This window comes from Actinomadura sp. DC4, assembly GCF_030406325.1.
GTDB lineage: Bacteria > Actinomycetota > Actinomycetes > Streptosporangiales > Streptosporangiaceae > Actinoallomurus.
The window spans coordinates 88,436-110,064 of sequence record NZ_JAUEQY010000033.1 but is presented as its reverse complement, the minus strand read 5'-3'; the positions used below and the strand labels follow the sequence as shown (position 1 = coordinate 110,064).

Annotated in this window: 21 protein-coding genes; 16 read left to right on the top strand and 5 right to left on the bottom strand. The window is 73.0% G+C overall.

The genetic code is table 11. From position 1 onward, the window contains the following. Positions 1-3: 3 nt before the first annotated feature. The gene (locus QWU11_RS38990; RefSeq protein ID WP_290119577.1) at positions 4-1,266 is read right to left on the bottom strand and encodes a PQQ-binding-like beta-propeller repeat protein; all 1,263 of its coding nucleotides are present in this window, start codon (positions 1,264-1,266) and stop codon (positions 4-6) included. 186 nt (positions 1,267-1,452) lie between these two features. On the opposite strand from QWU11_RS38990, the gene QWU11_RS38985 reads away from it, so the two are divergent. The 12 genes from QWU11_RS38985 to QWU11_RS38930 all read left to right on the top strand — a co-directional run bounded on the left by QWU11_RS38985 (position 1,453) and on the right by QWU11_RS38930 (position 13,283). After that, positions 1,453-1,860, top strand: a complete 408-nt coding sequence (locus QWU11_RS38985) for a ribonuclease domain-containing protein (protein WP_290119576.1) — start codon at positions 1,453-1,455, stop codon at positions 1,858-1,860. Positions 1,861-1,966: 106 nt separating this feature from the next. Next, positions 1,967-2,608: a hypothetical protein gene (locus QWU11_RS38980; protein ID WP_290119575.1), complete on the top strand. Its 642-nt coding sequence runs from the start codon at positions 1,967-1,969 to the stop codon at positions 2,606-2,608. Positions 2,609-2,614: 6 nt separating this feature from the next. Beyond that, the gene (locus QWU11_RS38975; RefSeq protein ID WP_290119574.1) at positions 2,615-3,532 is read left to right on the top strand and encodes a nucleoside-diphosphate kinase; all 918 of its coding nucleotides are present in this window, start codon (positions 2,615-2,617) and stop codon (positions 3,530-3,532) included. A 30-nt stretch (positions 3,533-3,562) separates the two neighbouring features. After that, positions 3,563-4,612, top strand: coding sequence for a nucleoside-diphosphate kinase (locus QWU11_RS38970; protein WP_290119573.1), 1,050 nt, complete (start codon positions 3,563-3,565; stop codon positions 4,610-4,612). Positions 4,613-4,655: 43 nt separating this feature from the next. Continuing rightward, the gene (locus tag QWU11_RS38965) at positions 4,656-5,522 is read left to right on the top strand and encodes a transketolase (RefSeq protein ID WP_290119572.1); all 867 of its coding nucleotides are present in this window, start codon (positions 4,656-4,658) and stop codon (positions 5,520-5,522) included. 7 nt (positions 5,523-5,529) lie between these two features. Next, complete coding sequence (locus tag QWU11_RS38960; RefSeq protein ID WP_290119571.1) at positions 5,530-6,453, top strand: transketolase C-terminal domain-containing protein; 924 nt, start codon at positions 5,530-5,532, stop codon at positions 6,451-6,453. Between the two features lie 43 nt (positions 6,454-6,496). Next, positions 6,497-7,624, top strand: coding sequence for a Gfo/Idh/MocA family oxidoreductase (locus tag QWU11_RS38955; protein ID WP_290119570.1), 1,128 nt, complete (start codon positions 6,497-6,499; stop codon positions 7,622-7,624). A 195-nt stretch (positions 7,625-7,819) separates the two neighbouring features. Further along, on the top strand, positions 7,820-9,076 hold the full coding sequence (locus QWU11_RS38950) for an MFS transporter (RefSeq protein ID WP_290119569.1): 1,257 nt from the start codon (positions 7,820-7,822) through the stop codon (positions 9,074-9,076). A 31-nt stretch (positions 9,077-9,107) separates the two neighbouring features. Further along, positions 9,108-11,300, top strand: a complete 2,193-nt coding sequence (gene asnB, locus QWU11_RS38945) for an asparagine synthase (glutamine-hydrolyzing) (protein ID WP_290119568.1) — start codon at positions 9,108-9,110, stop codon at positions 11,298-11,300. Continuing rightward, the gene (locus QWU11_RS38940) at positions 11,297-12,082 is read left to right on the top strand and encodes a hypothetical protein (protein ID WP_290119567.1); all 786 of its coding nucleotides are present in this window, start codon (positions 11,297-11,299) and stop codon (positions 12,080-12,082) included. Before asnB ends, QWU11_RS38940 begins: the two co-directional genes overlap by 4 nt. Beyond that, positions 12,079-12,348, top strand: coding sequence for a PqqD family protein (locus QWU11_RS38935; RefSeq protein WP_290119566.1), 270 nt, complete (start codon positions 12,079-12,081; stop codon positions 12,346-12,348). The genes QWU11_RS38940 and QWU11_RS38935 overlap by 4 nt, the downstream gene beginning before the upstream one ends. Before the next feature lie 2 nt (positions 12,349-12,350). Then, positions 12,351-13,283 (top strand): diiron oxygenase, encoded by a 933-nt coding sequence (locus QWU11_RS38930; RefSeq protein ID WP_290119565.1) that lies wholly within the window; start codon positions 12,351-12,353, stop codon positions 13,281-13,283. 20 nt (positions 13,284-13,303) lie between these two features. Here QWU11_RS38930 and QWU11_RS38925 read toward each other — a convergent pair whose 3' ends face one another. Continuing rightward, a complete protein-coding gene (locus QWU11_RS38925) occupies positions 13,304-15,139 on the bottom strand; it encodes a hypothetical protein (RefSeq protein ID WP_290119564.1) in 1,836 nt (611 codons plus the stop codon). 1 nt (position 15,140) lies between these two features. Continuing rightward, positions 15,141-16,439, bottom strand: coding sequence for a molybdopterin-dependent oxidoreductase (locus QWU11_RS38920; protein ID WP_290119563.1), 1,299 nt, complete (start codon positions 16,437-16,439; stop codon positions 15,141-15,143). Positions 16,440-16,580: 141 nt separating this feature from the next. Between QWU11_RS38920 and QWU11_RS38915 the strand changes: the two genes are divergently transcribed. Further along, complete coding sequence (locus QWU11_RS38915; protein ID WP_290119562.1) at positions 16,581-17,564, top strand: NAD-dependent epimerase/dehydratase family protein; 984 nt, start codon at positions 16,581-16,583, stop codon at positions 17,562-17,564. A 223-nt stretch (positions 17,565-17,787) separates the two neighbouring features. Here QWU11_RS38915 and QWU11_RS38910 read toward each other — a convergent pair whose 3' ends face one another. Continuing rightward, positions 17,788-18,915 carry a HAMP domain-containing sensor histidine kinase gene (locus QWU11_RS38910; protein ID WP_290119561.1) on the bottom strand — a complete coding sequence of 376 codons (1,128 nt, stop codon included), beginning with the start codon at positions 18,913-18,915 and terminating at the stop codon, positions 17,788-17,790. After that, the gene (locus tag QWU11_RS38905) at positions 18,912-19,601 is read right to left on the bottom strand and encodes a response regulator transcription factor (RefSeq protein ID WP_290119560.1); all 690 of its coding nucleotides are present in this window, start codon (positions 19,599-19,601) and stop codon (positions 18,912-18,914) included. Before QWU11_RS38905 ends, QWU11_RS38910 begins: the two co-directional genes overlap by 4 nt. A gap of 186 nt (positions 19,602-19,787) precedes the next feature. Here QWU11_RS38905 and QWU11_RS38900 point away from each other — a divergent pair, with 186 nt between their 5' ends. The 3 genes from QWU11_RS38900 to QWU11_RS38890 are packed head-to-tail and all read left to right on the top strand — an operon-like array spanning position 19,788 to position 21,624. Continuing rightward, on the top strand, positions 19,788-20,417 hold the full coding sequence (locus QWU11_RS38900) for a glycosyltransferase family 2 protein (RefSeq protein ID WP_290119559.1): 630 nt from the start codon (positions 19,788-19,790) through the stop codon (positions 20,415-20,417). Then, positions 20,414-21,019 (top strand): TIGR04282 family arsenosugar biosynthesis glycosyltransferase, encoded by a 606-nt coding sequence (locus QWU11_RS38895; RefSeq protein WP_290119558.1) that lies wholly within the window; start codon positions 20,414-20,416, stop codon positions 21,017-21,019. Before QWU11_RS38900 ends, QWU11_RS38895 begins: the two co-directional genes overlap by 4 nt. Further along, on the top strand, positions 21,016-21,624 hold the full coding sequence (locus QWU11_RS38890; RefSeq protein WP_290119557.1) for an SAM-dependent methyltransferase: 609 nt from the start codon (positions 21,016-21,018) through the stop codon (positions 21,622-21,624). Before QWU11_RS38895 ends, QWU11_RS38890 begins: the two co-directional genes overlap by 4 nt. The last annotated feature ends 5 nt before the right edge of the window (positions 21,625-21,629 follow it).

Here is a 21,629-nt window from a genome sequence, read left to right as displayed (position 1 = left end):
GGTTCAGCCGGCGCCGTAGACGCTGTACTGCTGGGTCACCGGGATCCGGAAGACGGCGTACCGGTCGGAGAGGGCGCCGAGGAAACCGGCCGGAAGGGGGCCGGTCAGCGGGGTGCCGGAGCGGTCGATCTCCGCGCCGGGTGAGTTCACTCCGCTGAAGTAGATCCGCCCGTCCCGCACGAGGGTGATGATGCCCTCCGGCGGGCGGTGGGCGGCGGGCCGGGCCGTGCGTTCGCCGGCGGCGATCGTGAGCAGGCCGGACGTCGAGGACAGGGACTCACAAGCGATCAGGTTCGCGCGGTCGTCGGAGCAGTTGCCCGCCTGGCCCGGCAGGGAGCCGACCTGGACGCCCGTGGCCAGGTCCAGCAGGACCGGGGCCCGCCGCGGGTCGCTCACCACGACCAGGCCGTTGATGGCGGCCATCACGCGGGCGGCCGGCATCCGGTCGCGCAGGCTCCAGCGGTCCTGGCCGGTCGCGGGATCCAGCACCGCGACGGTTCCGTTCGCGGCCGAGCCGTACGGCGTCCGCGCGGGGTCCGGCCATTCGGCCGCGACGACGGTTCCGGAGACCACCGCCGCCGGGGCGACGCCGGACCGGGACCACAGCCGCCTGCCGGTACGCGGGTCGACCGCGACCAGCCGGGTGTCGGTCACCATCGGGTTCAGCGAGGTGCGCAGGTGCATGAGCGCGATGCTCGTGTCGCCGAGCACCAGATCCGGATAAACACGCTTATTCCGGTCGCCGGATTTCTTCTCCGCGACGACCGTACGGCGCCACAGCACCCGGCCGTCCTCGCCCGACAGCAGTGCCAGGCCGTACGGCTCCTGCGTCGAGGCGTGGTTCTGCGAGGTCTCGACCAGTACGCCCCAGTCGCCGCCCCGGTCCACGACGGGCGGGGTCGTCCCGGACGGGTCCAGTCCGTTCCACCGGTCGCCGTGCCCGCCGCGGAGCGGTCGCCAGATCCGGATCGACCAGCGGACCTCGCCGGTCGCGGCGTCGAGGACGGACAGCCGGTCCGACTCGCTGCGCCTCGGGCCGCTCACCACGACCACGCTGTCCCCGTGCAGCGCGAAGTGGTCGGCGTACCGGGGGACGCCCTTCGTACGCTCGCTCCACAGCGGCGTCGCGCCGAACCGCAGCGGCGACGTCGAAGGCCCCGCGCTCGTCCGCGCGGGTGAAGCCGTCCCGGCGGGCTCGGAGCCACCCGTGCACGCGGCGGCCGACCAGGCCAGGACCGCGACGGACAGCAGTGCTCGGACCCGCACCCTCCGGCTCCCTTCCCTCCGTATGAGGACGAGGTGCATTACATCACCCGAGGGCAGACGGTGAGCGAGAATCAAGGCCGGGGTCACTTCTCCGCCGCAGGCGCGCAAAGAGCCGATGTCGCCGCCGGCGGGCCGGGGCCCGGTCGGTCAGACTCCTGCCACCCGCCGAACCGAGGAGACGACGCCGTGACCCGTATCACCGCCCTGCTGGGCGCGACCGCCTCGATCGCCGCGGCGGCCGCGATCGCGGTGGCCGCGGCCACCGCCGCGACCGGCCCGGCGCGCGGGCACCGGGTGGCGCCTCCCCCGCAGGTCACCAGGGCGTGCGAGCTGTGGCGGGGGCTGGGCTGGCCGGCCACCGAGCGGCCGATGACCTACCAGGTCCCCGGCGGCTACCTGCGCGGTGGCAACACCTTCGGCGACCGCGAGGGCCACCTGCCCTCCTCGGGGGCGTACCACGAGTACGACGTCAACCCCCGCCCCGCGCCCCAGACCCACCGCGACGCCGAGCGGCTGGTCCGCGACGGCGACACCACCCAGACCTGGTACAGCCTGGACCACTACCGCACCTTCCACTCCGCTCCCGGCTGCTGAAATGTGCGCTTCACTGCTCTAACGCCCCTTGGGTCGGTTTCCTGGTGGTTCTCACTAAGATCATCAGGAACAGGCGTTCTCGACAGAGCAGGAAAAGGGTGCACAGGTGGACGATGCCGCACTGCCCACGGCCCTCCAGGAAGCCCTCACGACCAAGACGGCCGGCGCGACCGGCGTCGCGCGTCTCGCCATCGCCGGCCTGCTCGAACTCACCGGCGACCGTGGCGCCCTCGAACAGGCGGCGGCGATCCTGAGCGCCCGGCTTCCCGGTTACGCGCCCATCTGGCACATCGGCAACGCCGTCCACGGCGACGAACCGGCCGCCGCGCTGCGGCGCATCCGGCGAGAGCTGGACGAGGACGTCGACAAGAGCGTGGCCGCGGCCGCTCAGTGGGTGGCCGGCCACGGCGGCGCGGTCACGGTCGCGCCCAGCAGCTCGGTCGTGAGCCAGGTGCTGGCCCGGCTCGGGCACGGGACCGACGACGACGCCGCGATCGGGCTGGCCGGGGCCGACGCGATCGGCGCGACCGAGGTGCTGAACATCAAGGGCACGGCCGAGCTCGCCGCCCGGGTTCCGATGCTGGTGGTCACCACCTCGCTGAAGCTCGTCCCCGAGAGCGTCTTCTCCCGCCTCGGCGCCCCGGTCTTCGAGCGGATCCCCCTGAGCGCGTTCGCCGCCGTCGCGCTCGACGGTGAGATCCTCGACCCTGAGGACGTCGGCCGGCGGGCCGCCGCCATCGGCGGCTGAGTCGCGGTGACCGGTCCGGTCCCGGCGTTCCTGTCGAGCCTGCCGGACAAGCTCGCGCTCTACGAGACGGACGCCTACTTCCTCGACGGCTTCGAGGACCTCACGACTGCGGCGGGGGACTCGGCCTGGGAGCTCTGCCACGCCCACGCGCTGCTCCTGCTCAAGCCGGACGCCGTGGTCACCCGGCGGCTGGCTCCGGCGCTGCGGTGGGTCCTGGCCAACGGCTTCTCCATCACCGGGGCCACCATCGTGACGATGGACCGGCACAGCGTCCGCGCGCTGTGGCACTACGGACTGGGCGCCGCCAGCCGCGACCGCAGGGACGCGGCCGACCTCTACATGACGGCCACCGACTGCCTGCTGGTGGTCCTGGCGCGACACAGCCCCGGCGAGGCCGCCACGGTGACCTTCAACCGGGTCAAGGGCCCGGCGGATCCCGCCGACTGCCGCCAGGGACAGCTCCGCCACGACCTGGGCGGCTTCAACTACCAGCTGAACCTCGTGCACGCGGCGGACGAGCCCGCCGACCTCGTACGCGAACTGGCCGTTCTCTGCGACCACGACACCCGGATGGCCCTCTACCGCGACGCCCTGGCCGGGCGGGACGCCACCGCGAGCGCCCACGCTCTCGCCGCCCGGCTCGAGGCCGCGGCACCCCCGGCCGACCTGGACCTGGACCGTACGCTGGCCGATTTGGCCCGCGCGCCCGCCGGCGGCCCCCGGTCCTCCGCGGCGGCGATGAGATCACTACTGTCCCGGATACGGTCCGGGCGATCACGGGACTGGCGCTCGCTGCTCGGCCTGGCCGACGACTGCGGCATCGCGGTGAGCCGCTGGCAGCGGATCGTGCTCGCGACGTACCTGCTGGATCCGTACCTGCCCGGCGTCTCGAGCCTGCTGCCGGACGCCTCGGCCAGCGGCTGAGGACACCCACCCCCGAGGGAGAAAGCCAGGATGTCTCACGCGGACGACGCCTTCACGCGGTACGAGGACGACCTCGACTTCACCGCGGGCGTCCGGGTCATGCGCGCCGCCACCGGGACGGCCGCCGAGGAGGTCCTCGCCTCGACGGCGGTGCTCCTCCTCCCGCCGCTCTCCCTCGCCACCCGCCGGACCCCGGTGGCCCTGGACTGGCTCGACGAGCACGGCTTCAGCGTGGAGTACGCGCACGCGGTGCGACTCACCGACGACCGCATCCACCGCATCTGGAAGTACCAGATCGCCGACCACGACGCGGACCGGATCCGCATCGTGTCGCAGCTGCTGACCTGCGGTCCCTCTCTGCTGCTGGCCGTCGTCGGCCCGGTGCGGGACGGCGTTCCGGTGGCGACCCGGCTGTGCGAGCTGAAGGGCAAGGCCGACCCGGACCGGACCGCTCCGCACCATCTCCGCCACCGTCTCGGCGCGGCCAACACGTTCAACAACTTCGTGCACATGCCGGACGGCCCGCCGGAACTCCTGCGGGAGGCCGCGGTCATGCTGCCGGAGCAGGATCTGTTCACCCTGTGGAAGCGCGCAGGAGCCGTGCCCTCGGGCCGTGGCCGCGAGGACGCGTTGTCCCTGACGCCGGCGACCGGCCTGCCGGCGGGCGCCTCACTGACGCACGTGGCCGTGGCGTTCCGCCGGAACCTGCTCGAACGGCTGCGGGCGGCGCGGCCCGCGGCCGATCTCGCGGAGGCGGAGCGCCTCGTCGACGCCGAGGCCGCCTGGGTCGCGAGCCGCTCCCCCGAACGGCCCGTCGAGCTCCTCGCCGAGTTCAGGTCGCGCTTCCGGCCCGTGTACCCGCTCCTTCGGCGGGAAGTCGATTCACCGGAACCGCCGCTGACCGCATTCGCCGAGGCGGAGAGCGCGCTGTTCGCGTCCGGATTCGATCCGGCGCGTTTGCACGACGCCGCGGAAAAGGCGGGGATGCCACTCGGCACGCGGGACGGCATCGTTTTCAACACAGAGTGGCTGTCGCTCTCCCTACGTAGCCGAGAGCTGGATTCGGTCAGGCATATATAGGGGTTCGTGTATCTTGTCGTTTACCCGAGGACAGTGAAGGCAGATGACCGAACCAGCGAGTACGGACGACATTCAGGCAATCGCCGAAAAGGCGGTGCGGCTTCGCACTCTGGTCCTGGAAATGACGACACTCGCCGGCAGCGGTCACCCCGGCCCGTCGCTCTCCGCGGCGGACGTCATCTCCGTGCTGTACTTCCACCTCATGCGGCACCGCCCGGAGGCTCCCGGCTGGCCGGAACGCGACCGTTTCATTCTCAGCAAGGGACATGCCGCCCCCGCGCTTTACGCCGCTCTCACCCTTTCCGGCTACTTCCCCGCCGCCGAGCTGCGCACCCTGCGGCGTCTCGGGAGCCGGCTGCCGGGCTTCCCCGACATGACCCGTACGCCCGGCGTCGAGGCGTCCTCCGGCTCTCTCGGACAGGGACTCTCCTTCGGGATCGGCGTCGCCCTGGCCGCCCGTGTCACCGACCGGGATCACCACACGTTCGTCATGGTGGGCGACGGCGAGTGCAACGAGGGGCAGATCTGGGAGGCCGCGATCAACGCGGCGACCTGGGACCTCGACACGCTCACCGTGATCGTCGACCGGAACGACCACCAGCGTGAGGCGGCCGGCTCCCTGCCGTACGGCCCCATGGAGCCGATGGCGAAGAAATGGGAGGCGTTCGGCTGGGACACGCGTGAGGTCGACGGCCACGATCTGCCGGCTCTCCTCCGTGAGCTCACCGACGCACGCGACTCCAGGAACGGCCGGCCGAAGGCGCTCATCGCCCGCACGGTGCGGGGAAAGGGAAGCCGGCAGGTGGCCGACAATCCCGAGTACCACATGAACCCATTGCCCTCGGAATTGCTGGACGAGGCGATAGCCGAGCTGAACCCGGCCGGTGAGCGCTACCTCGAAAGGACATAGCCGGCACATGCGGACCTCCACGCGCGACGCCTTCGGCAAGGCCCTGGTCGAATTGGGCCTGGAAAGGCCGGACTTCGTCGTGCTCGACGCCGGCGTGTCCGAACCCACCCGTACTCAGGCGTTCGCGCAGCGGTTCCCCGGCCGGTACTTCAACTGCGGCATCGCCGAGCAGAGCCTCGTCTCGATCGCGGCCGGGTTCGCCGCCTCGGGCGTCCCGGCGGTCGCCGTTTCGTTCGCCGCCTTCCTGACGAGCCGCGCGTTCGACCAGATGCGCCTCCTCGTCGCCCAGCCGCGGCTGAACGTCACACTGGTCGGCACGCACGGCGGCATCACGGTCGGCGAGGACGGCATCTCCGCGCAGGCGGTCGAGGACCTCGCCCTGATGTGCTCGCTCCCCGGCGTCCGCGTGGTCGTGCCCGCCGACGCGCCGCAGACCGCCGCCGCGCTCCGCGGCGCGCTGGAGGGTGACGGTCCCTCCTACCTCCGCTGCAGCCGGTACAAGTCGGCGGCGGACGTCTCCGGCTCCGAACCCTTCGCGACCGGCACGGCGAACGTCCTCAAACCGGGCCACGACCTCACCATCGTCGCCACCGGCACCATGGTGGAGGTCGCCCTGGAGGCGTCGGAGGTCCTCGCCGGCGACGGCGTCGCGTGCCGGGTGATCAACGTCTCGACGCTCCAGCCCGTCGACGCGCGGGCGCTGGAGACCGCCGCGCGGGAGACCGGCCGGATCGTCGTGGTCGAGGAGCACCTGAAGCAGGGCGGCCTGGCCGGCATCGTGGCGCAGACGCTGGCCACCCGGTGCCCGGTGCCCATGCGGTTCGTGGGGCTGGAGACCTACGCCGAGTCCGCGCCCGCCGTCGAGCTCCTGGAGGCGTACGGCCTCACCACCGGCGCCGTCGTACGGTCGGCGCGCGAACTCCTGCACTGAGCCCGGCCCGGGCCCTCGACCATCGCCGGGAAGGTGGTTTCGCATGGCCGACATCGTTCGTTTCGGCATCGCCGGGCTCCGCCGGGGCGCGAGCTTCGTGAGCGCCCTCGCCCGCGTCCCCCGTGCGGAGCTCGTCGCCGCGTTCGATCCCTCTCCCGAGGCCGGGGCGTCGCTCCGCGACGCCCATCCGCGCGTGCGGATCGCCGGTGACTTCGCCGAGCTGCTCGACTCCGGCGTCGACGCGGTCTACCTGGCCTCACCGCAGCAGCACCACGTCCCGCAGGCGGCCGCCGCCCTCCGGCGCGGCGTCCACGTGCTGAGTGAGATACCCCCGGTCGCCGGCATCGAGCAGGCGCACGACCTGGTGGCCGCCTGCCGTCAGAGCGACGCGTACTACATGATGGCGGAGAACCACTGCTACTTCCCGCACCACCTGGCCGTCGAGGCCATGGTGCGCGACGGCCTGTTCGGCGATCTTTACTACGCCGAAGGTGAATACCTCTACGAGGCCAGGCACAAGCTGCGCGGTCCCGACGGGCGGCCCACCTGGCAGGGCGAGTGGCACGCCGGGCGCAACGCGGTCACCTATCCCACGCACACCCTCGGGCCCCTCCTGCGGTGGATGGACACCCGCCTGGTCGCGGTCGCCGCCGCCGGAGCGGGACGCGAGCCCGGTTTCGCGGTCGACAGCACGATGGTGCTGCTGGGCCGGACGGCCGGCCACGCGCTGGTCACGATGCGCCAGGACCTGATCTCGTACCGGCCTCGTGAGGCCGCCTACCTGGCGGTTCAGGGGTCCAACGGAGCCTTCGAGTCCGGCCGCGGCCCCTTCGACCGGCCCAGGGTCCATATCCGGGGGCGGAGTGCGGAGCGCGAATGGGAGCCCCTGGAGGCCTATGCCGAGACGTTCCTCCCCGGGCGTTACCGGGAACTCGCCGCCGACGAAAGCCTCTGGAAGACGCCTTACGGCCCGACCCTCGACTTCGTCGAGGGAATCCTGTCCGGATCGCCTCCGCCCCTCGGCGTCTATGCCGCCCTCGACACCATGCTTCCCGGAATCGCGTCCGAGGGCTCGGCGGCAGCGGGAGGTGCCTGGGTGGACGTGCCCGACCCGCGGTTCTTCACCGATGGAATCGGTGTGACCCCTGGGCGGGAATGGCCGTTGACGTAGCAGACTGCTCAAAGTGAAGGAGGTGACGATATGACCAAATACAGCAAGCCGACCGTGAAGAAGGTGGACAGTAACGCGGTGCTCCGAGGCAGCGTCTGAGCCCGCTCGATTCGGGAGCCGGGCTCCGTGACGAGGTGAGTTCGGCTCCCTTGTCGAATTCAGCAGACGAATTCAGCAGACGAGGGGGTATCGGCCGTGAGCCGGTGGGCCGGACGTTTCGGCGGTCGCGACTTCGTACGCCTGTGGGCGGCGACCACCGTCAGCTACTTCGGCACCACGCTGACGACCGTGGCGCTGTCCCTCGTCGCGCTCGTGACACTGCACGCCTCGACCTTCCAGGTCGGCCTGATCGGGGCGGCAGGCCTGGTGTCGTGGCTGGTCCTCGGCCTGTCCGCCGGCGTCTGGGTCGACCGCCTGGCGCGCCGGCCCCTGATGGTCGTCTGTGACCTCGTACGCGCGGCCGCGCTCGTCTCGGTGCCCGTCGCGGTCGCGGCCGGGGTCGTGAGCGTCCCCCAGCTCGTCCTCGTGGCCCTGGTCATCGGCGTCGGCTCGGTGTTCTTCGACATCGCCGGCCAGACGTACCTCCCCCTGGTCGTCGAGGCGGACGGTCTGCTGACGGGCAACAGCCGGCTGCAGGCCGGCCAGTCCGCCGCGCAGACCGGCGGTCCCGCGGCCGGCGGGGCGCTGGCCCAGCTGATCGGCGCACCGCTGACCCTGCTCGTCGACGTCGCGAGCTATCTGTTCTCCGCGCTGTGCCTGTCCACGATCCGTACGCGGGACGAACCCGCCGCGGTGGCGCACCGGGGGAGGATGCTGCCGCGGATCCGCGAGGGACTGGGGTACGTGCTCGCCGACCCGGTGATCCGGCCGCTCATGCTGGTCGCCGCGGGCCTGAACATGCTGGGCGCCGCGTACGACACGTTGCTGGTGCCGTTCCTGCTGCGCTCCGTGGAGGTCGACCCCGCGCTGATCGGCGTGCTGCTCGCGCTGGGCGGTGTCGGCGGAGTGCTCGGCGGCGCGCTCGGCCCACGCGTCGCCGCCCGGCTCGGCGGCGCGCGGACCATGGTGCTCACCGCCTGCGCCTGCCCGCTGATCTCCCTGCTGGTGCCGCTGTCCACCGCCGGCGCGGGCCTGGTGGTGTTCGCCACCGGGCTGGTCGGCCGCGAGGTGTGCATCACGATCTTCAGCCTGCTGGCGCGCAGTTACCGCCAGGCCACCGTGTCCCGCGCGCTGCTGTCGCGGGTGACCGCCAGTATCAGGTTCATCTCGTGGGGCGTGCTGCCTCTCGGCGCGCTGCTCGGGGGGACCCTGGGCGAGCTGGCGGGCAACCGGGCCGCCCTGTGGGTCGTGTGCGGGCTGCTCCTGCTGACGCCGCTGCCCATCCTGTTCTCCGCCGTACGCGGGCGCAGGGATCTGCCGGAGGTACCGGCATACGAGTCTCAGCCGGCGTGACCGCGCCGGGGATCCAGAGGAGTGACGAGAGATGTGTGGCCTGACGGGGATGGCGCGCCTCGGCGGCGGTGACCTGTCCGCGCGCGACGAGGCGCTGCTCGACCGGATGACGCACGCCGTGGGACACCGTGGTCCCGACGGCGAGCAGGTGTTCCGCTCCGGGCCGGTGGCGATGGGCTTCCGCCGCCTCGCCCTGGTCGGACCGGACAACGGCGACCAGCCGCTCTACAGCCGGGACCGGCGCACGGTGCTGATCGCGAACGGCGAGGTCTACAACCACCGTGAGCTGGAGAAGGGGCCGCTGGCCGGCGTCCCGATGCGCACCAGGTCCGACTGTGAGGTACTCCCCCACCTGTACGCCCTGCGCGGCGAGCGTTTCCTCGACGATGTCGCCGGCATGTACGCCATCGCCCTGTGGGATCGCGCCGCCGGCAGGCTGGTGTTCGCGCGCGACCGGTTCGGCATCAAGCCGCTGTACTACACCCGTACGGGCGACACCGTGCTGTTCGCCTCGGAGATCAAGGCGCTGTTCCAGCACCCTGACTGCCGGCGTGAGCTGGACTGGGAGGGTGCGCTGGCCGACCAGTCCATGAACATCGCGCCCTACCTCAGCCACGAGCCGGTCAACACCTGGTTCCACGGCATCGAGACGGTGCCGGCGGGCGGCATCGTCACCATCGACCTGACGACCGGGCGCACCGAGCACCGCACGTACTGGGAGCTGCCCGGCCTCGACGGTGACGGCGACGCCTCCGACGACGAGCTCATCCGCGCGTACCGGGAGCTGCTCGCCGCCTCGGTGGCCGACTGCGCCGCCGCCGACACCGAGGTGGGGCTGTTCCTCAGCGGGGGCGTCGACTCCGCCTCCGTGGCGGCGCTCGCCGCGGGTCAGGGCGGCACGATCCACACCTTCAGCGTCCTGTCCGCCAGCACGCTGGCCAACGGCGACGCCGAGCACGGTCACCGGGTGGCGCGGGCGCTCGGCATGCCCAACCACCAGCTGGTGTTCGAGCCCGGCCGTACGCCCGGCGTCGAGGAGTGGAAGCGCCTGCTCTGGCTGCTCGAGACCCCGCTGTGCAACGCGGAGCAGTACTACAAGTACGAGCTCTACCGCTATGCCAAGCACGTACGCCCCGAGCTGCGGGGGATGCTGCTGGGCCAGGCCAGCGACGAGTACAACGGCGGCTACTCCACCACGATCACCCGGGGCGACGGGTGGGCGGGCTTCGAGGCGGGCGTACGGGACATGGCCCGCGCGTCGGCGCTGCACGGCGCCCCGGCCCTGGCGCCCTGGTGGGAGCACGGCGAGCTGCTCGCCGAGGGCCTGCTGCGGGACGGCGCCGGGCGGCTGCCGGCCGACCCGTACGCCGCCTTCGTGGCCTGGAAGCACCGGCACGTCCAGCAGTACAACTGCTGGCACGAGGACCGGACCGCCGCGGGCAACGGCGTCGAGGCGCGCGTGCCCTTCCTCGACCACCGCATCGTCGAGCTGCTGGCCACCATCCCGGCCGGCCGCCGCGCGGGCCTGCTGTGGGACAAGCGGATCCTGCGCGACGCGGTGCGCGACCTGCTGCCCGCGTCCGTCGCGGACCGGCCGAAGGTGCCGTTCTTCTACGGCGAGGGCACCGGTTTCACCCACCGGGCCATGGTGCGGATGCTGGGCCAGGACGGGGACGCGCTGCTGGAGGAGGCTCTGGCGAGTCCCGGCGCCCAGGACCACCTGCGGCCGGCCGCGCTGCACGCGATGCTGCGCCGTCTGGAAGGTGAGATGGAGCCCTTCGACGTCGAGTTCCTGCTGCGGCTGGTCAACCTCGGGCATCTCGACCAGATGGCCCGGCGGCCCCCGGTGCCGCCGATCGACGCGCCCCGGGCGGCGATCCTGTCCGCGGCGCCGGTCACGGACTGGGACCGGGACGTCGCCGGCCTGACCACCGCGATGCGCCGCTGCCCCGAACCCCGCGAACACGACGTGGTCGCCCTCGCCCCGGACGTCCTGCTGGTCGCCGAGCCGGCCGACCCGGACACGCTCTACCTCGCCGTCGGCGGGCGGTTCGAGTACGTCGCGACCGACCCGGAGTGGTGCGCGTTCCTGCGCGCGGTCGACGGGCGGCGCAGCGTCAAGGACGTGCTCGCCTCGGCGGGTGTCGCGTACGAGTCGGTGGCCACCGAGCTGTGGGACGCCCTGGACGCCGGCGTCGCCGTGACCCAGGGAGCCGGCCGATGACCGAGGACAGGTTCGCCCACTGCCTTCCCGCCCTCCGGGAGCTCGGGCTGCTGCCCGGCACCGCCCTGGCCGCGTTCGTCGTCGGCTCGACGGTCCGGGGCTGGGACCACGGCGCCAGCGACCTCGACCTGGTCGTGGTGTGCTCCGAGCGCTTCCGGGACGACAGGCTCGTACGGGTGACCGTGCCGTTGAGCCCGGGAGAGGTCGACGCCATCGGCTTCATGCGGGACGGCCGGCGCTGGGAGGTCAAGTACTGGCTGGACGACCAGGTGGACCAGGTGCTGGACAAGGTCTCCCGCGACTCCTTCGACCAGGACCGTACGGCGGGCGCCCGGCTCGTCCCCACCGAGGAGCTCCTCCTCGGGCGGCTGCCGACCTGCCATCCGCTGTCCGGCCTTCCCTGGGTGCTCCGCCGGCGGCGGCAGGTCGAGGAGTCCGCCTACCAGGCGTACGTGCTGACCGACATGCTCACCGCGGCCGACACGAAGGCCGAGACCGCGATGGGCCAGCTGGCCGCCGGCGACCTGCCCAGCGCGGTGCTCTCGGCGCGGGACGCCTTCGGCTGCGCCATCGACGCGCTGCTCGTCGGGCACGGCGAGTACGGCGCGCTCACCAAGTGGCGGGCCCGGCGCTTCCAGGCCGCGAAGCCGGACCTGCTGACCTTCGAGGAGTACTGGGAGATCGAGACGATGCGCGGCTACGACCCGGCCGACCCGGCGCAGTGGGTGGAGCAGGTCGTCACGCTGTGCAAGGACATCGCCATGGAGGTGGAGATCCCGTGACGCCGGAGTCGGTCCCGAAGAGGCGCACGAACGTACGGGCTCGTAAGTTCCGTGGTCAGCTGCTCGTGTCGATCAACGAGGAGATGTTCGAGCTTTCTGACTCGGCCGCGTTCATCTACCGGGGGATCAACGGACGACGCAGCGTCCGGGAGATCGGCGTCCTGCTCGCCGAGAAGTACGCGATCCCGGTCGACGCGGCGGTCGGGGACGTCGCGGAGCTCCTCGACGCGCTGGCGCGGAGCGACATCCTGGAGATGTCGGGCTAGCCATGGACCCGTGGATCTACTCCAGCAGGTTCGGCAACTGGGAGAACCGCGCGAGCGTACGGAACAAGCCGCCGAGGATCCTGGCGGAGGCGTCGCCGGCGACGGTGTTCTTCCCGCCGGAGGCGGTCCCGGCGGTGTCCGACCCGCTGGTCGCCGAACGCGGACCGGCCGTCGCGCACCGCCTCCTCGTGCACGCGCTCTACCAGTATCTGCACTTCACCACGGTGCTCGAACAGGTCGCCGTGCTGCCGGTGACCGCGAACATCTCCCTGGACCGCTCGGGAGTCCCGGGACTGCCCGCCGCGATGCGCGCCGACGCGTTCAAGATCACCACGGACGAGGCGTGGCACGCACAGAGCTCCCACGACTTCACCGAGCGGGTCGTGGCGGTGACCGGCGTCGCGGCGGACGCGGTGGTGGAGCCACGGTTCGCGCACCTTCTCGCCCGGCTCAGGGACGGCTTCGACCCGGCCGACCGGCCCCTGGTCGACCTGGTGTTCGCCGTCGTCAGCGAGACACTGGTGTCCTCGCTGCTGGCCGACCTCCCGTTCGACCGCCGCCTGCCCGAACCGGTACGCGCCCTGGTCGCCGACCACGCCGCCGACGAGGGACGCCACCACTCCTACTTCCGCGCCTTCCTCCGGTATCTGTGGCCCCGCCTCACCGCGGCGCAGCGCCGGCTGATCGGCCCGCGCGTGCCGGAGCTCGTGGAGGTCTTCCTCCACCCCGACCTGGCGGCGGTGCGTTCGGCCCTCACCGCGTCGGGGTTCACGGCGGCCGAGGCGGAGACCGTCGTGCGGCGCTCCTACGACCGGCGTTCCCCGATCTTCGACATCGCCCCGGCGGCCCGCGCGACGATCCGCGCGTTCCACGAGGTGGACGCGCTGGAGGACCCTGCGACACGAGACGCGTTCCTGGCCGCCGGCCTCGGATAGCACGTCCGCGCGTGGATCCGTCACCACGGTGAGTGGACGAGGGCCTGTACGACGATCGCGGTCACGGCCTGGGCGGCGAGCCATCGCCGTCCGGGCGCGGGCCGCAGTGCCGTGGCGGCGGTCAGCCAGGCCGCGTACGGCACCCAGATCCGTTCCACCTCGCCCCGGGTGAGGCCGGCCAGGTCGAGGACGATCGTGCCGAGCAGCGCGGCGGCGGCGAGCAGGGCGACGACGGCGCGGACGCGCTCGGTCTCGGGGAGGGAGCGGCCGACGCCGCGGCGCAGGGCGCGGGCCAGCGCCGGGACGCCGGCGGCCACCGCCGGGCCGGTGAGCAGGCCGAGCACCGCGAAGTCGCCGATGAGGAAGAACAGGTACGGCCGGCGGCTCGATCCGCCCGTGGTCAGGTAGGCCAGGTGCGTGGCGGCCACGCCGTCGGGCCACCAGAAACCCGCGAGGGTGAACGCCAACGGCACGACGGTCATCGCGGCGAGCGTCGCGGCCACCACCCGCGCCCCCGGCCGGGCCACGATGAGCACGGCCAGCGGCACCGCGAACAGCGGGAGCAGGCCGTAGCTGAGGTAGGGCAGCGACCCGAACAGCAGCCCGGCCGCGACGGCGCCGGCCAGGCATCTCCCCCGCCGCGGGTCCGGCGCGGTGGCGGCCAGGGTGAGCAGCGCGGTCGCCCAGGCTCCGGCTCCCATGAACAGGGCGTCCATGCTGGTCGCGATCCACACGGCCATCGGCGTGAGGACGAGGAACGGCAGCGCCCGGCGGGCGAGCTCCTCGCCGGCCAGGGCCCGTACGGTGATCGCGACGGCCACCGAGGCCGAGCCGCCGACCGCGATGATCACCGCGGCGGCCCAGCCCGGCCCGTGGAGGCCGGACGCGTCCAGCGCCCAGAGGATCAGCATCGGGCCGGGCGGGTGTCCCTTCACGTGGATCGGATACCGCTGCGCCTGCTCGGTGAAGGTGGCGAGCCACCGCAGCGGATGGCCGCCCATCGCGCTCAGGCCGCCGTAGTACTCACCGGGGGTCGTGATCGGCCCGGTGAGACCCGCCGCGCCTTCGGAGACGGCCAGTGCCACCGCCCATCCGGCTGCGGCCACCCATCCTGCCGCCGCCAGCGGCCTCCACCGCAGCCCGCGGGCGAGGACGGGGAGGAGAACGACGAGCAGCGCGGCCGTGCCGATCGCCGGCAGGAGCTGCCAGGTCAGCAGCCGGGCCGTCGCGTGCAGCGGCGGCAGCGCGTCTTCCGGCGAACGCCCGGCCCGCCGCAGCACGTACCCCCAGGCGAAGACCCCGGCGATCAGCAGCGCCCACGCCGCGACCGCCGCCCACTCCCCCCGTGCGGTCTTCGAGGCGTGGTGACGGGCATGGCCGGTCCGTACGGCGTAGACGACGGCGCTGACGGCGAACATCGCGGCGACCAGGATCAGCCAGCGGCCGAGGTAGGGCTGCTGGGTGCGCCCGGTGGCGTACGTGTAGGTCGCCGCGCCCTGCCGGACGATGCCGGGGAAGAAGAGCAGGAACAGCAGCCCGGCCCCCAGAGCGGGCACGCGGATGTGGTTCACCACCGGCACCGTGACCTGTCCGGCCGGCGGCGTCGCCGTACGCCGGGGCCACAGCGCCCGCAGCGCCCGGGTGAGCGAACGGTCGGCCAGCGCGTACAGCGGGAAGGCGACCAGGTCGTGACCGATGACGGCGCCGCCGAACCAGGCGAGCATCACCGGCCAGGACGGGTTCGCGAGGGTCCGCAGCGCCGCGTAGCCGGCCAGCGCGAAGCAGCCGATCAGGGCCAGCAGGTGCAGCGGGCCGGCGCCGTAGAAGTCCCTGACGCTCCTGAGCGTGCCGCGCATCTCAGGCGCTCCCGAACTCGATGGACCGCACCCATTTGGTGTTGTGCACGCCCGGCAGCGCGGGCACGATGACGCGCGCGGGGTAGCCGTGGTCGGCCGGCAGGTCGGCGCCGTTCACCCGCAGGGCCAGGAGCGCGTCGGGGTCGGCGACCTGGTTGGCCTGGAGCACGGCCTGGCTGAACGCTCCGCCGCGCTCCAGCGAGCGCACGTGCGCCGACGACGGGTGCGGCACGCCGGCGAGCGCCGCGAGGTCGCGCAGCCGTACGCCGCTCCAGGTCTGCACGGTCGACCAGCCCTCGACGCAGGCGATCGGCAGCCGGGCGGTGTGCTGCGGCATGGCCAGCAGCCGCGCCCGGTCGAGCTGGACCGTGCGCCCCCCGGCGACCAGCACCAGGCGCCAGCCCTCGCCGACGTCGGCGGGCCTGATCGACGCCGAGACCGCGGTGCGGTTGACCGGGAAGTTCGCCGCCGTGTCGCGGTAACCGCCCCGGGGCGCCAGCAGCGCCGCCCGGCGAGCGACCCCGCCGAGGGTCTCTCCCACGGTGAGGACGGCGACGAGGACGCTCCCGCCGCCCACGAGGGTCAGGGCGCCCCGGCGGCTGAGCGTCGCCGGGGCGGGGTCGACGGCGACCAGTCCTCCGTCGTCGAGGGGTTCGGGCCGCGTGCCGGCGCGGGAGGTCCGCAGCTCCTCGCGGAACGACCGGGAGCGCAGCGCGCGGACCAGGTGCGGGAACTTGATCGTGGCGTGCACGGCGAACGCGCCGAGGAACACCCACGCGCCGTAGAAGTGCGCGGTGTAGAAGCTGAACCCGAACAGGTAGTCGTACTGGATGTTGAGAACACCGGTGACGATCTCGAACAGGACGCCGCCGACCAGCAGCAGCAGCGACAGCCGCTCGACGACCTCGGCGATCGACCGGGCCGGTGGCCAGGCGAACAGCTTGGGCACCACCGACCACAGCTTCGCCAGCACCACCGGCACCAGGACCAGCCCCAGCATGACGTGCACGCCCTGGTTCAGCCGGTACAGCCACACGGGCCGGGTCGGCCAGTCGAAGAACGGCAACCGCAGCAGGCCGACGTGGGCGGGGAACGCCTGGCCGAACCGCGGCGCGTACGCGGCGTACGACAGCAGCCCGGTGACGATCATCACGGGCAGGGCCACCAGGAGGACCAGGCCGAACACCGAGGTCAGCCACGGGCCCCGCAGCGGGCTCCGCCACGCGGGGAGCCGATCGAGGCCGGGTGGACGGCGCCGTTCCAGGGCGCGCCACAGCTTCGCCGGGTAGCCATATCTCATGCGACTCACCGTAGGTTTCCCCGCGCTCACCGACGGTCCCGGAAGGAGATCCGTAAGGGCTCCGTCATCGGCCCTTACGAAAGTGCTACGGGTGGCGGCCGGAGGCCGAAAGCGCGCGGGACATCGGCTTTGCTCCAGAGCATGCGCGTACTCGTCACCGGCTCCGCCGGCTTCATCGGCTCCCACGTCGTCGAGGCCCTGCGCGGGCGCGGCCACCACGTAAGCGAGTTCGACCTACGGTCCGGGGGGGACGTGCGCGACGAGGCCGCCCTCGCGCGGTGCCTGACGGGCGTGGACGCCGTCTGCCACCAGGCCGCCAAGGTCGGGCTGGGGGTGGACGTCTCGGACCTGCCCGAGTACGCGTCGTCGAACGTGCTGGGCACCGCCGTCCTGCTCGCCGCGATGGCCCGCGCCGGTGTCGGCCGGCTCGTCCTGGCCTCCTCGATGGTGGTCTACGGCGAGGGCGCGTACGACTGCCGCGAGCACGGCCGCGTACGGCCGGGGCCGCGGTCCGAGGCCGACCTGGCCGCCGGGCGCTTCGAGCCGCGCTGCCCGGCGTGCGCCGCTCCCCTCGCGCCCGGCACGGTCGGCGAGGACGCGGCCATGGACCCGCGCAACGCCTACGCCGACACCAAGCTGGGACAGGAGCATCTCGCGGCGTCGTGGGCGCGGGCGGTGGGCGGTTCGGTGGTCGCCCTGCGCTACCACAACGTGTACGGGCCGAGGATGCCGCGCGACACGCCGTACGCGGGCGTGGCCGCGATCTTCCGGTCGTCCCTCGAACGCGGAGAGGCGCCCCGGGTCTTCGAGGACGGCGGGCAGCGGCGCGACTTCGTGCACGTGCGCGACGTCGCCCGCGCGAACGTGCTCGCGCTGGAGTCGGAGGCGGCCGATGGGCTGCGGCCGTACAACGTCGCGAGCGGCGAGCCGCACACGATCGAGGAGATGGCGGTCGCGCTGGCCAAGGCGTACGGCGGCCCCGACCCGGTCGTGACCGGCGGCTACCGGCTCGGAGACGTCCGGCACATCGTCGCCGCGCCGGACCGCGCCGCCGCCGGCCTGGGCTTCCGCGCGGCGATCTCCTTCGAGGAAGGCATGAGGGAGTTCGCCGCCCCCCGTCCTTAGCGCCCGTCTCGAAGTCCCGCTGTCCTGCTGCGCGGCGCCCAAGCGCCTGGCTTACAGCGATTCCTCACCGACGAGGAGGAGACCGCCGCCGCGTTCTGGACCCGCGCCCGCCAAGCCTTCCCCGCCTGGCTCCAGGCCTACAGCCACCACCGCGGACACACCGCGCTGAAAGGCAGGCCACCCGCCGGCCGCACCCCCGACCTCACGGGACGGCACACCTCGGTCAGACGTTGAGGGGCAGGCGGACGACGAAGCGGCAGCCGCCGGCGGCGTTGGAGACGCCGATCTGGCCCTCGTGGGCCTCGACGATTCCGCGGGCGATGGCCAGGCCGAGGCCCGCGCCGCCGCCCGGTGTGCGGGCCGCCTCGCCGCGGAAGGCGACGTCGAACAGGCGCGGCAGGTCGTGTTCGGGGATTCCGCCGCACGCGTCGGAGACGGTCACGCAGGCCATGCCCTGTTCCAGGGCTGCGACGATCTCGACGCCGCCGTCGGCCGGGGTGTGGCGGATCGCGTTGACCACGAGGTTGCGCAGGGCCCGTCCGAACTCGGCCGCGTCGACGTCCACGGGCAGCAGCTCGTGGGCCAGGCCGCTGAGCCGTACGCCCTTGGCCCGGGCGAGCGGCTCGGTGCCGGCGACGGTCTCGGAGACGAGCTCGCTCAGGCCGACGCGCTGACGGGAGAGGCGGAGCGCGCCGGCATGGATGCGGGAGAGCTCGAACAGGTCATCGACCATCGCGGCCAGCCGGTCGGACTCGGCGCGGATCTGGGAGTGGTAGCGGTGCACGGTCCCGGCGTCGGTGACGACCTCGTCCTCGAGGGCCTCGGCCATGGCGCGCAGACCGGCCAGCGGCGTCCGCAGGTCGTGGCTGACCCAGGCGACGAGCTCGCGGCGGCTGGCCTCCAGGGCCCGCTCGCGTGCGTGGGCCGCCTCGAGACGGTCGTAGGCGACGGCGAGTTCGTCGGAGAGCTCGCTCAGCTCGGCGGGCAGCGCGCGGTCCGGCGGGGCGTATCTTCCGCCGTCGCCCGCGCGGCGTACCGATTCGAGCAGGGCGCGGGTTCCCGCGCTCAGCCGGCGCCCGAGCAGCAGGGCCGCTCCGAGCCCGACGAGGCCGGCGATGACGGTGACGGTGAGGGTGACCGAGCGGTCGTGGTCGGTGATCAACATCCGCAGCGTGATCGCGATGATGCCGGCGACCGTCGCCAGCACCGTCGCGGCCGACACGACGGTCAGCAGGATCGCGATCGACCGCCCGCGCAGCGCGTACAGCAACGTGACACCCACGGCGCCGGCCAGCAGGGCCGCCCCCGCGGCGTACGCGGCCACCTCGACGAACGCGTGCATAGGGATCATGTGATGGGCTCATATCGGTAGCCGACGCCCCACACGGTGAGGATCCGCCGGGGGACGGTGGGGTCTGATTCGATCTTTTCGCGCAACCGCCGTACGTGCACGGTGACGGTCGAGGAGTCGCCGAACTCCCATCCCCAGACCTTCTCCAGCAGGTCGTTACGGGTGAAGGCCTGCCGCGGATGCTGCATGAGGTAGGCCAGCAGGTCGAACTCACGCACCGTGAGGCTGATCCCGGAACCGGCGAGCCGCACCTCGTGCGCGGCCGTGTCGACGGTCAGCTCGCCATCGGTGATCGTCTCACCGGCGGGGGCCAGCGCGCCCCGGGCCCTGCGGAGCACGGACCGTACGCGAAGGGCCAGCTCACGAGGGCTGAACGGCTTGGTGACGTAGTCATCGGCCCCCATCTCCAGACCCACGAGACGGTCGGTCTCCTCACCCAGCGCGGTCAGCATGACGATCGGCACGGGCCGGCGCTCACGAAGGCGACGGCAGACCTCCAGCCCGTCGATGCCGGGGAGCATGAGGTCGAGGACCACGAGATCGGGCTCGACGGCGGCGGCCATCCGCAGGGCGGTGAGTCCGTCGGCGACGCAGTCGACGTCGTACCCGTCACGCATGAGGTAGCGGGCGACGACCTCGGCGACGGTCGGATCGTCGTCCACGACGAGGATGCGGCCGGTTTCCATCTCTCGACCCTATGCCTGGTCAACACCTGTCGGCGGGCCGCCCGGCCTCCTCCGTCACCGATCCGTAAGAGTCCGGGAGGCGACCTGCCGGGCGTCACCCTCGCCACCCTCGCGATCACCCGGCGTGAGCCGCCGTCATCACTCTGTAAGGGTCGGCGGACGCCGTTGGGACATAGCGTCCGCCGCATGATCGATGTCGTACTGCCCTGCCTCGACGAGGCCGCCGCCCTGCCCTGGGTCCTGGACCGGATGCCGGACGGCCACCGCGCGATCGTGGTCGACAACGGCTCCGCCGACGGGTCGGCCGACGTCGCCGCCGCGCACGGGGCCCAGGTCGTGCACGAGCCGCGGCGCGGGTTCGGCGCGGCCTGCCACGCCGGGCTGCTCGCCGCCACGAGTGACGTCGTCTGCTTCATGGACGCCGACGCGTCGCTCGACCCGGCCGAGCTGCCCAGAGTGCTCGCCCTGCTCGGCGACGCGGATCTCGCGCTCGGCCGCCGCCGCCCGGTGACGCGCGGCGCCTGGCCGCCGCACGCCCGCGTCGGTAACGCGCTCGTGGCGCGGCGGTTCGGGCTCCGCGACATCGGGCCGATGCGCGCCGCGCGCCGTGAGCCGCTGCTCGACCTCGGCCTGACCGACCGGCGCTCGGGATACCCGCTCGAGATGGTGCTCCGCGCCGTACGCCACGGCTGGCGGCTCGCCGAGACCGACGTCGCGTACCACCCGCGTACGGGCCGGTCGAAGGTCACCGGTACGGTCCGCGGGACGCTCCAGGCCATGCGCGACATGCACCGGGTGCTGGAGGCCGGCCGGTGAACCCCACCCTGCTCGTCATCGCCAAGGAGCCGGTCCCCGGCCGGGTCAAGACCCGGCTCACCCCGCCGTACACGCCGGCGCGTGCCGCCGAGATCGCCGCGTCGGCGCTGGCCGACACGCTCGACACCGTCGCCCGCACACCCGCACGACGCCGGATCCTCGCCCTCGCCGGGAACCCCGGCCCGTGGCTGCCGCCCGGCTTCGAGGTGGTGCCGCAGCAAGGGGACGGGCTCGACGAACGGCTCGCGAACGCGTTCGCCGCCGCCGGCGGGCCCGCCGTGCTCATCGGCATGGACACGCCCCAGGTCACCCCCGCGATGCTCACGGACGCCGCCCGGCGGCTGGAGGACTGCGACGCGGTCTTCGGGCCGGCGGCGGACGGCGGCTTCTGGCTGCTCGGCCTGCGCGCGCCGGACCCGAGCCTGCTGCTCGGCGTGCCGATGTCACGGCCGGACACCGGCGCGTGCCAGCTACGCCGCCTCGACGGGCTCCGCGTCGCGACGCTGGAGACCCTGGTCGACGTCGACACGGCCGCCGACGCCGTACGGGTGGCGGCCCAGGCGCCCGGTACACGGTTCGCGGCGGCGATGGGCGCGGCGTGATCGGCCGCCTGTACGAGGGTGCGCTCGCGGGCCGGTGTCAGGCCGAGATCGAACACGAGGACGGGCGGACCGAACGTCTGCCGGTGGACGGCTGGTGCACCGGACGGCCCGGCGACGACGCGCTGCTGGACCGCTGCGCCGGCCCGACGCTCGACATCGGCTCGGGACCGGGCCGGCTCACCGTCGCCCTGGCCGAGCGGGGCCTGCCCGCGCTGGGCATCGACGTCACCCCGTACGCGGTCGAGATGACGCGCGCGGCCGGCGGCCTGGCGCTCCTGCGCGACGTGTTCGACCGCGTACCGGGCACCGGCCGCTGGCAGACCGTACTGCTCGCCGACGGGAACATCGGCATCGGCGGCGACCCGGAGGCCCTCCTGACGCGCGTCGGCGACCTCCTGGACGCGGACGGCCGGGCGATCGTCGAGCTCGGCGACACGACGCGCACCGAGTGGCTACGCCTGCGCGACGGCGGACGGGTGAGCGAGTGGTTCCGCTGGTCCTCGGTCGGCCCGGACGCGATCGACATCTGCGCCCGCGCGGCCGGACTGCGCGTGCGGGACACCTGGACCGAGGCGTCACGGTGGTTCGCCGAACTGACCCGCTGACGATG

What these genes read in the sequence shown, in the direction of transcription:
- QWU11_RS38970 (WP_290119573.1), top strand. Translation starts at nt 3,563, where the DNA reads ATGTCTCACGCGGACGACGCCTTCACGCGGTACGAGGACGACCTCGAC.
- QWU11_RS38965 (WP_290119572.1), top strand. Translation starts at nt 4,656, where the DNA reads ATGACCGAACCAGCGAGTACGGACGACATTCAGGCAATCGCCGAAAAG.
- QWU11_RS38960 (WP_290119571.1), top strand. Translation starts at nt 5,530, where the DNA reads ATGCGGACCTCCACGCGCGACGCCTTCGGCAAGGCCCTGGTCGAATTG.
- QWU11_RS38955 (WP_290119570.1), top strand. Translation starts at nt 6,497, where the DNA reads ATGGCCGACATCGTTCGTTTCGGCATCGCCGGGCTCCGCCGGGGCGCG.
- asnB (WP_290119568.1), top strand. Translation starts at nt 9,108, where the DNA reads ATGTGTGGCCTGACGGGGATGGCGCGCCTCGGCGGCGGTGACCTGTCC.
- QWU11_RS38940 (WP_290119567.1), top strand. Translation starts at nt 11,297, where the DNA reads ATGACCGAGGACAGGTTCGCCCACTGCCTTCCCGCCCTCCGGGAGCTC.
- QWU11_RS38930 (WP_290119565.1), top strand. Translation starts at nt 12,351, where the DNA reads ATGGACCCGTGGATCTACTCCAGCAGGTTCGGCAACTGGGAGAACCGC.
- QWU11_RS38925 (WP_290119564.1), bottom strand. Translation starts at nt 15,139, where the DNA reads ATGCGCGGCACGCTCAGGAGCGTCAGGGACTTCTACGGCGCCGGCCCG.
- QWU11_RS38920 (WP_290119563.1), bottom strand. Translation starts at nt 16,439, where the DNA reads ATGAGATATGGCTACCCGGCGAAGCTGTGGCGCGCCCTGGAACGGCGC.
- QWU11_RS38915 (WP_290119562.1), top strand. Translation starts at nt 16,581, where the DNA reads ATGCGCGTACTCGTCACCGGCTCCGCCGGCTTCATCGGCTCCCACGTC.
- QWU11_RS38910 (WP_290119561.1), bottom strand. Translation starts at nt 18,915, where the DNA reads ATGATCCCTATGCACGCGTTCGTCGAGGTGGCCGCGTACGCCGCGGGG.
- QWU11_RS38905 (WP_290119560.1), bottom strand. Translation starts at nt 19,601, where the DNA reads ATGGAAACCGGCCGCATCCTCGTCGTGGACGACGATCCGACCGTCGCC.
- QWU11_RS38900 (WP_290119559.1), top strand. Translation starts at nt 19,788, where the DNA reads ATGATCGATGTCGTACTGCCCTGCCTCGACGAGGCCGCCGCCCTGCCC.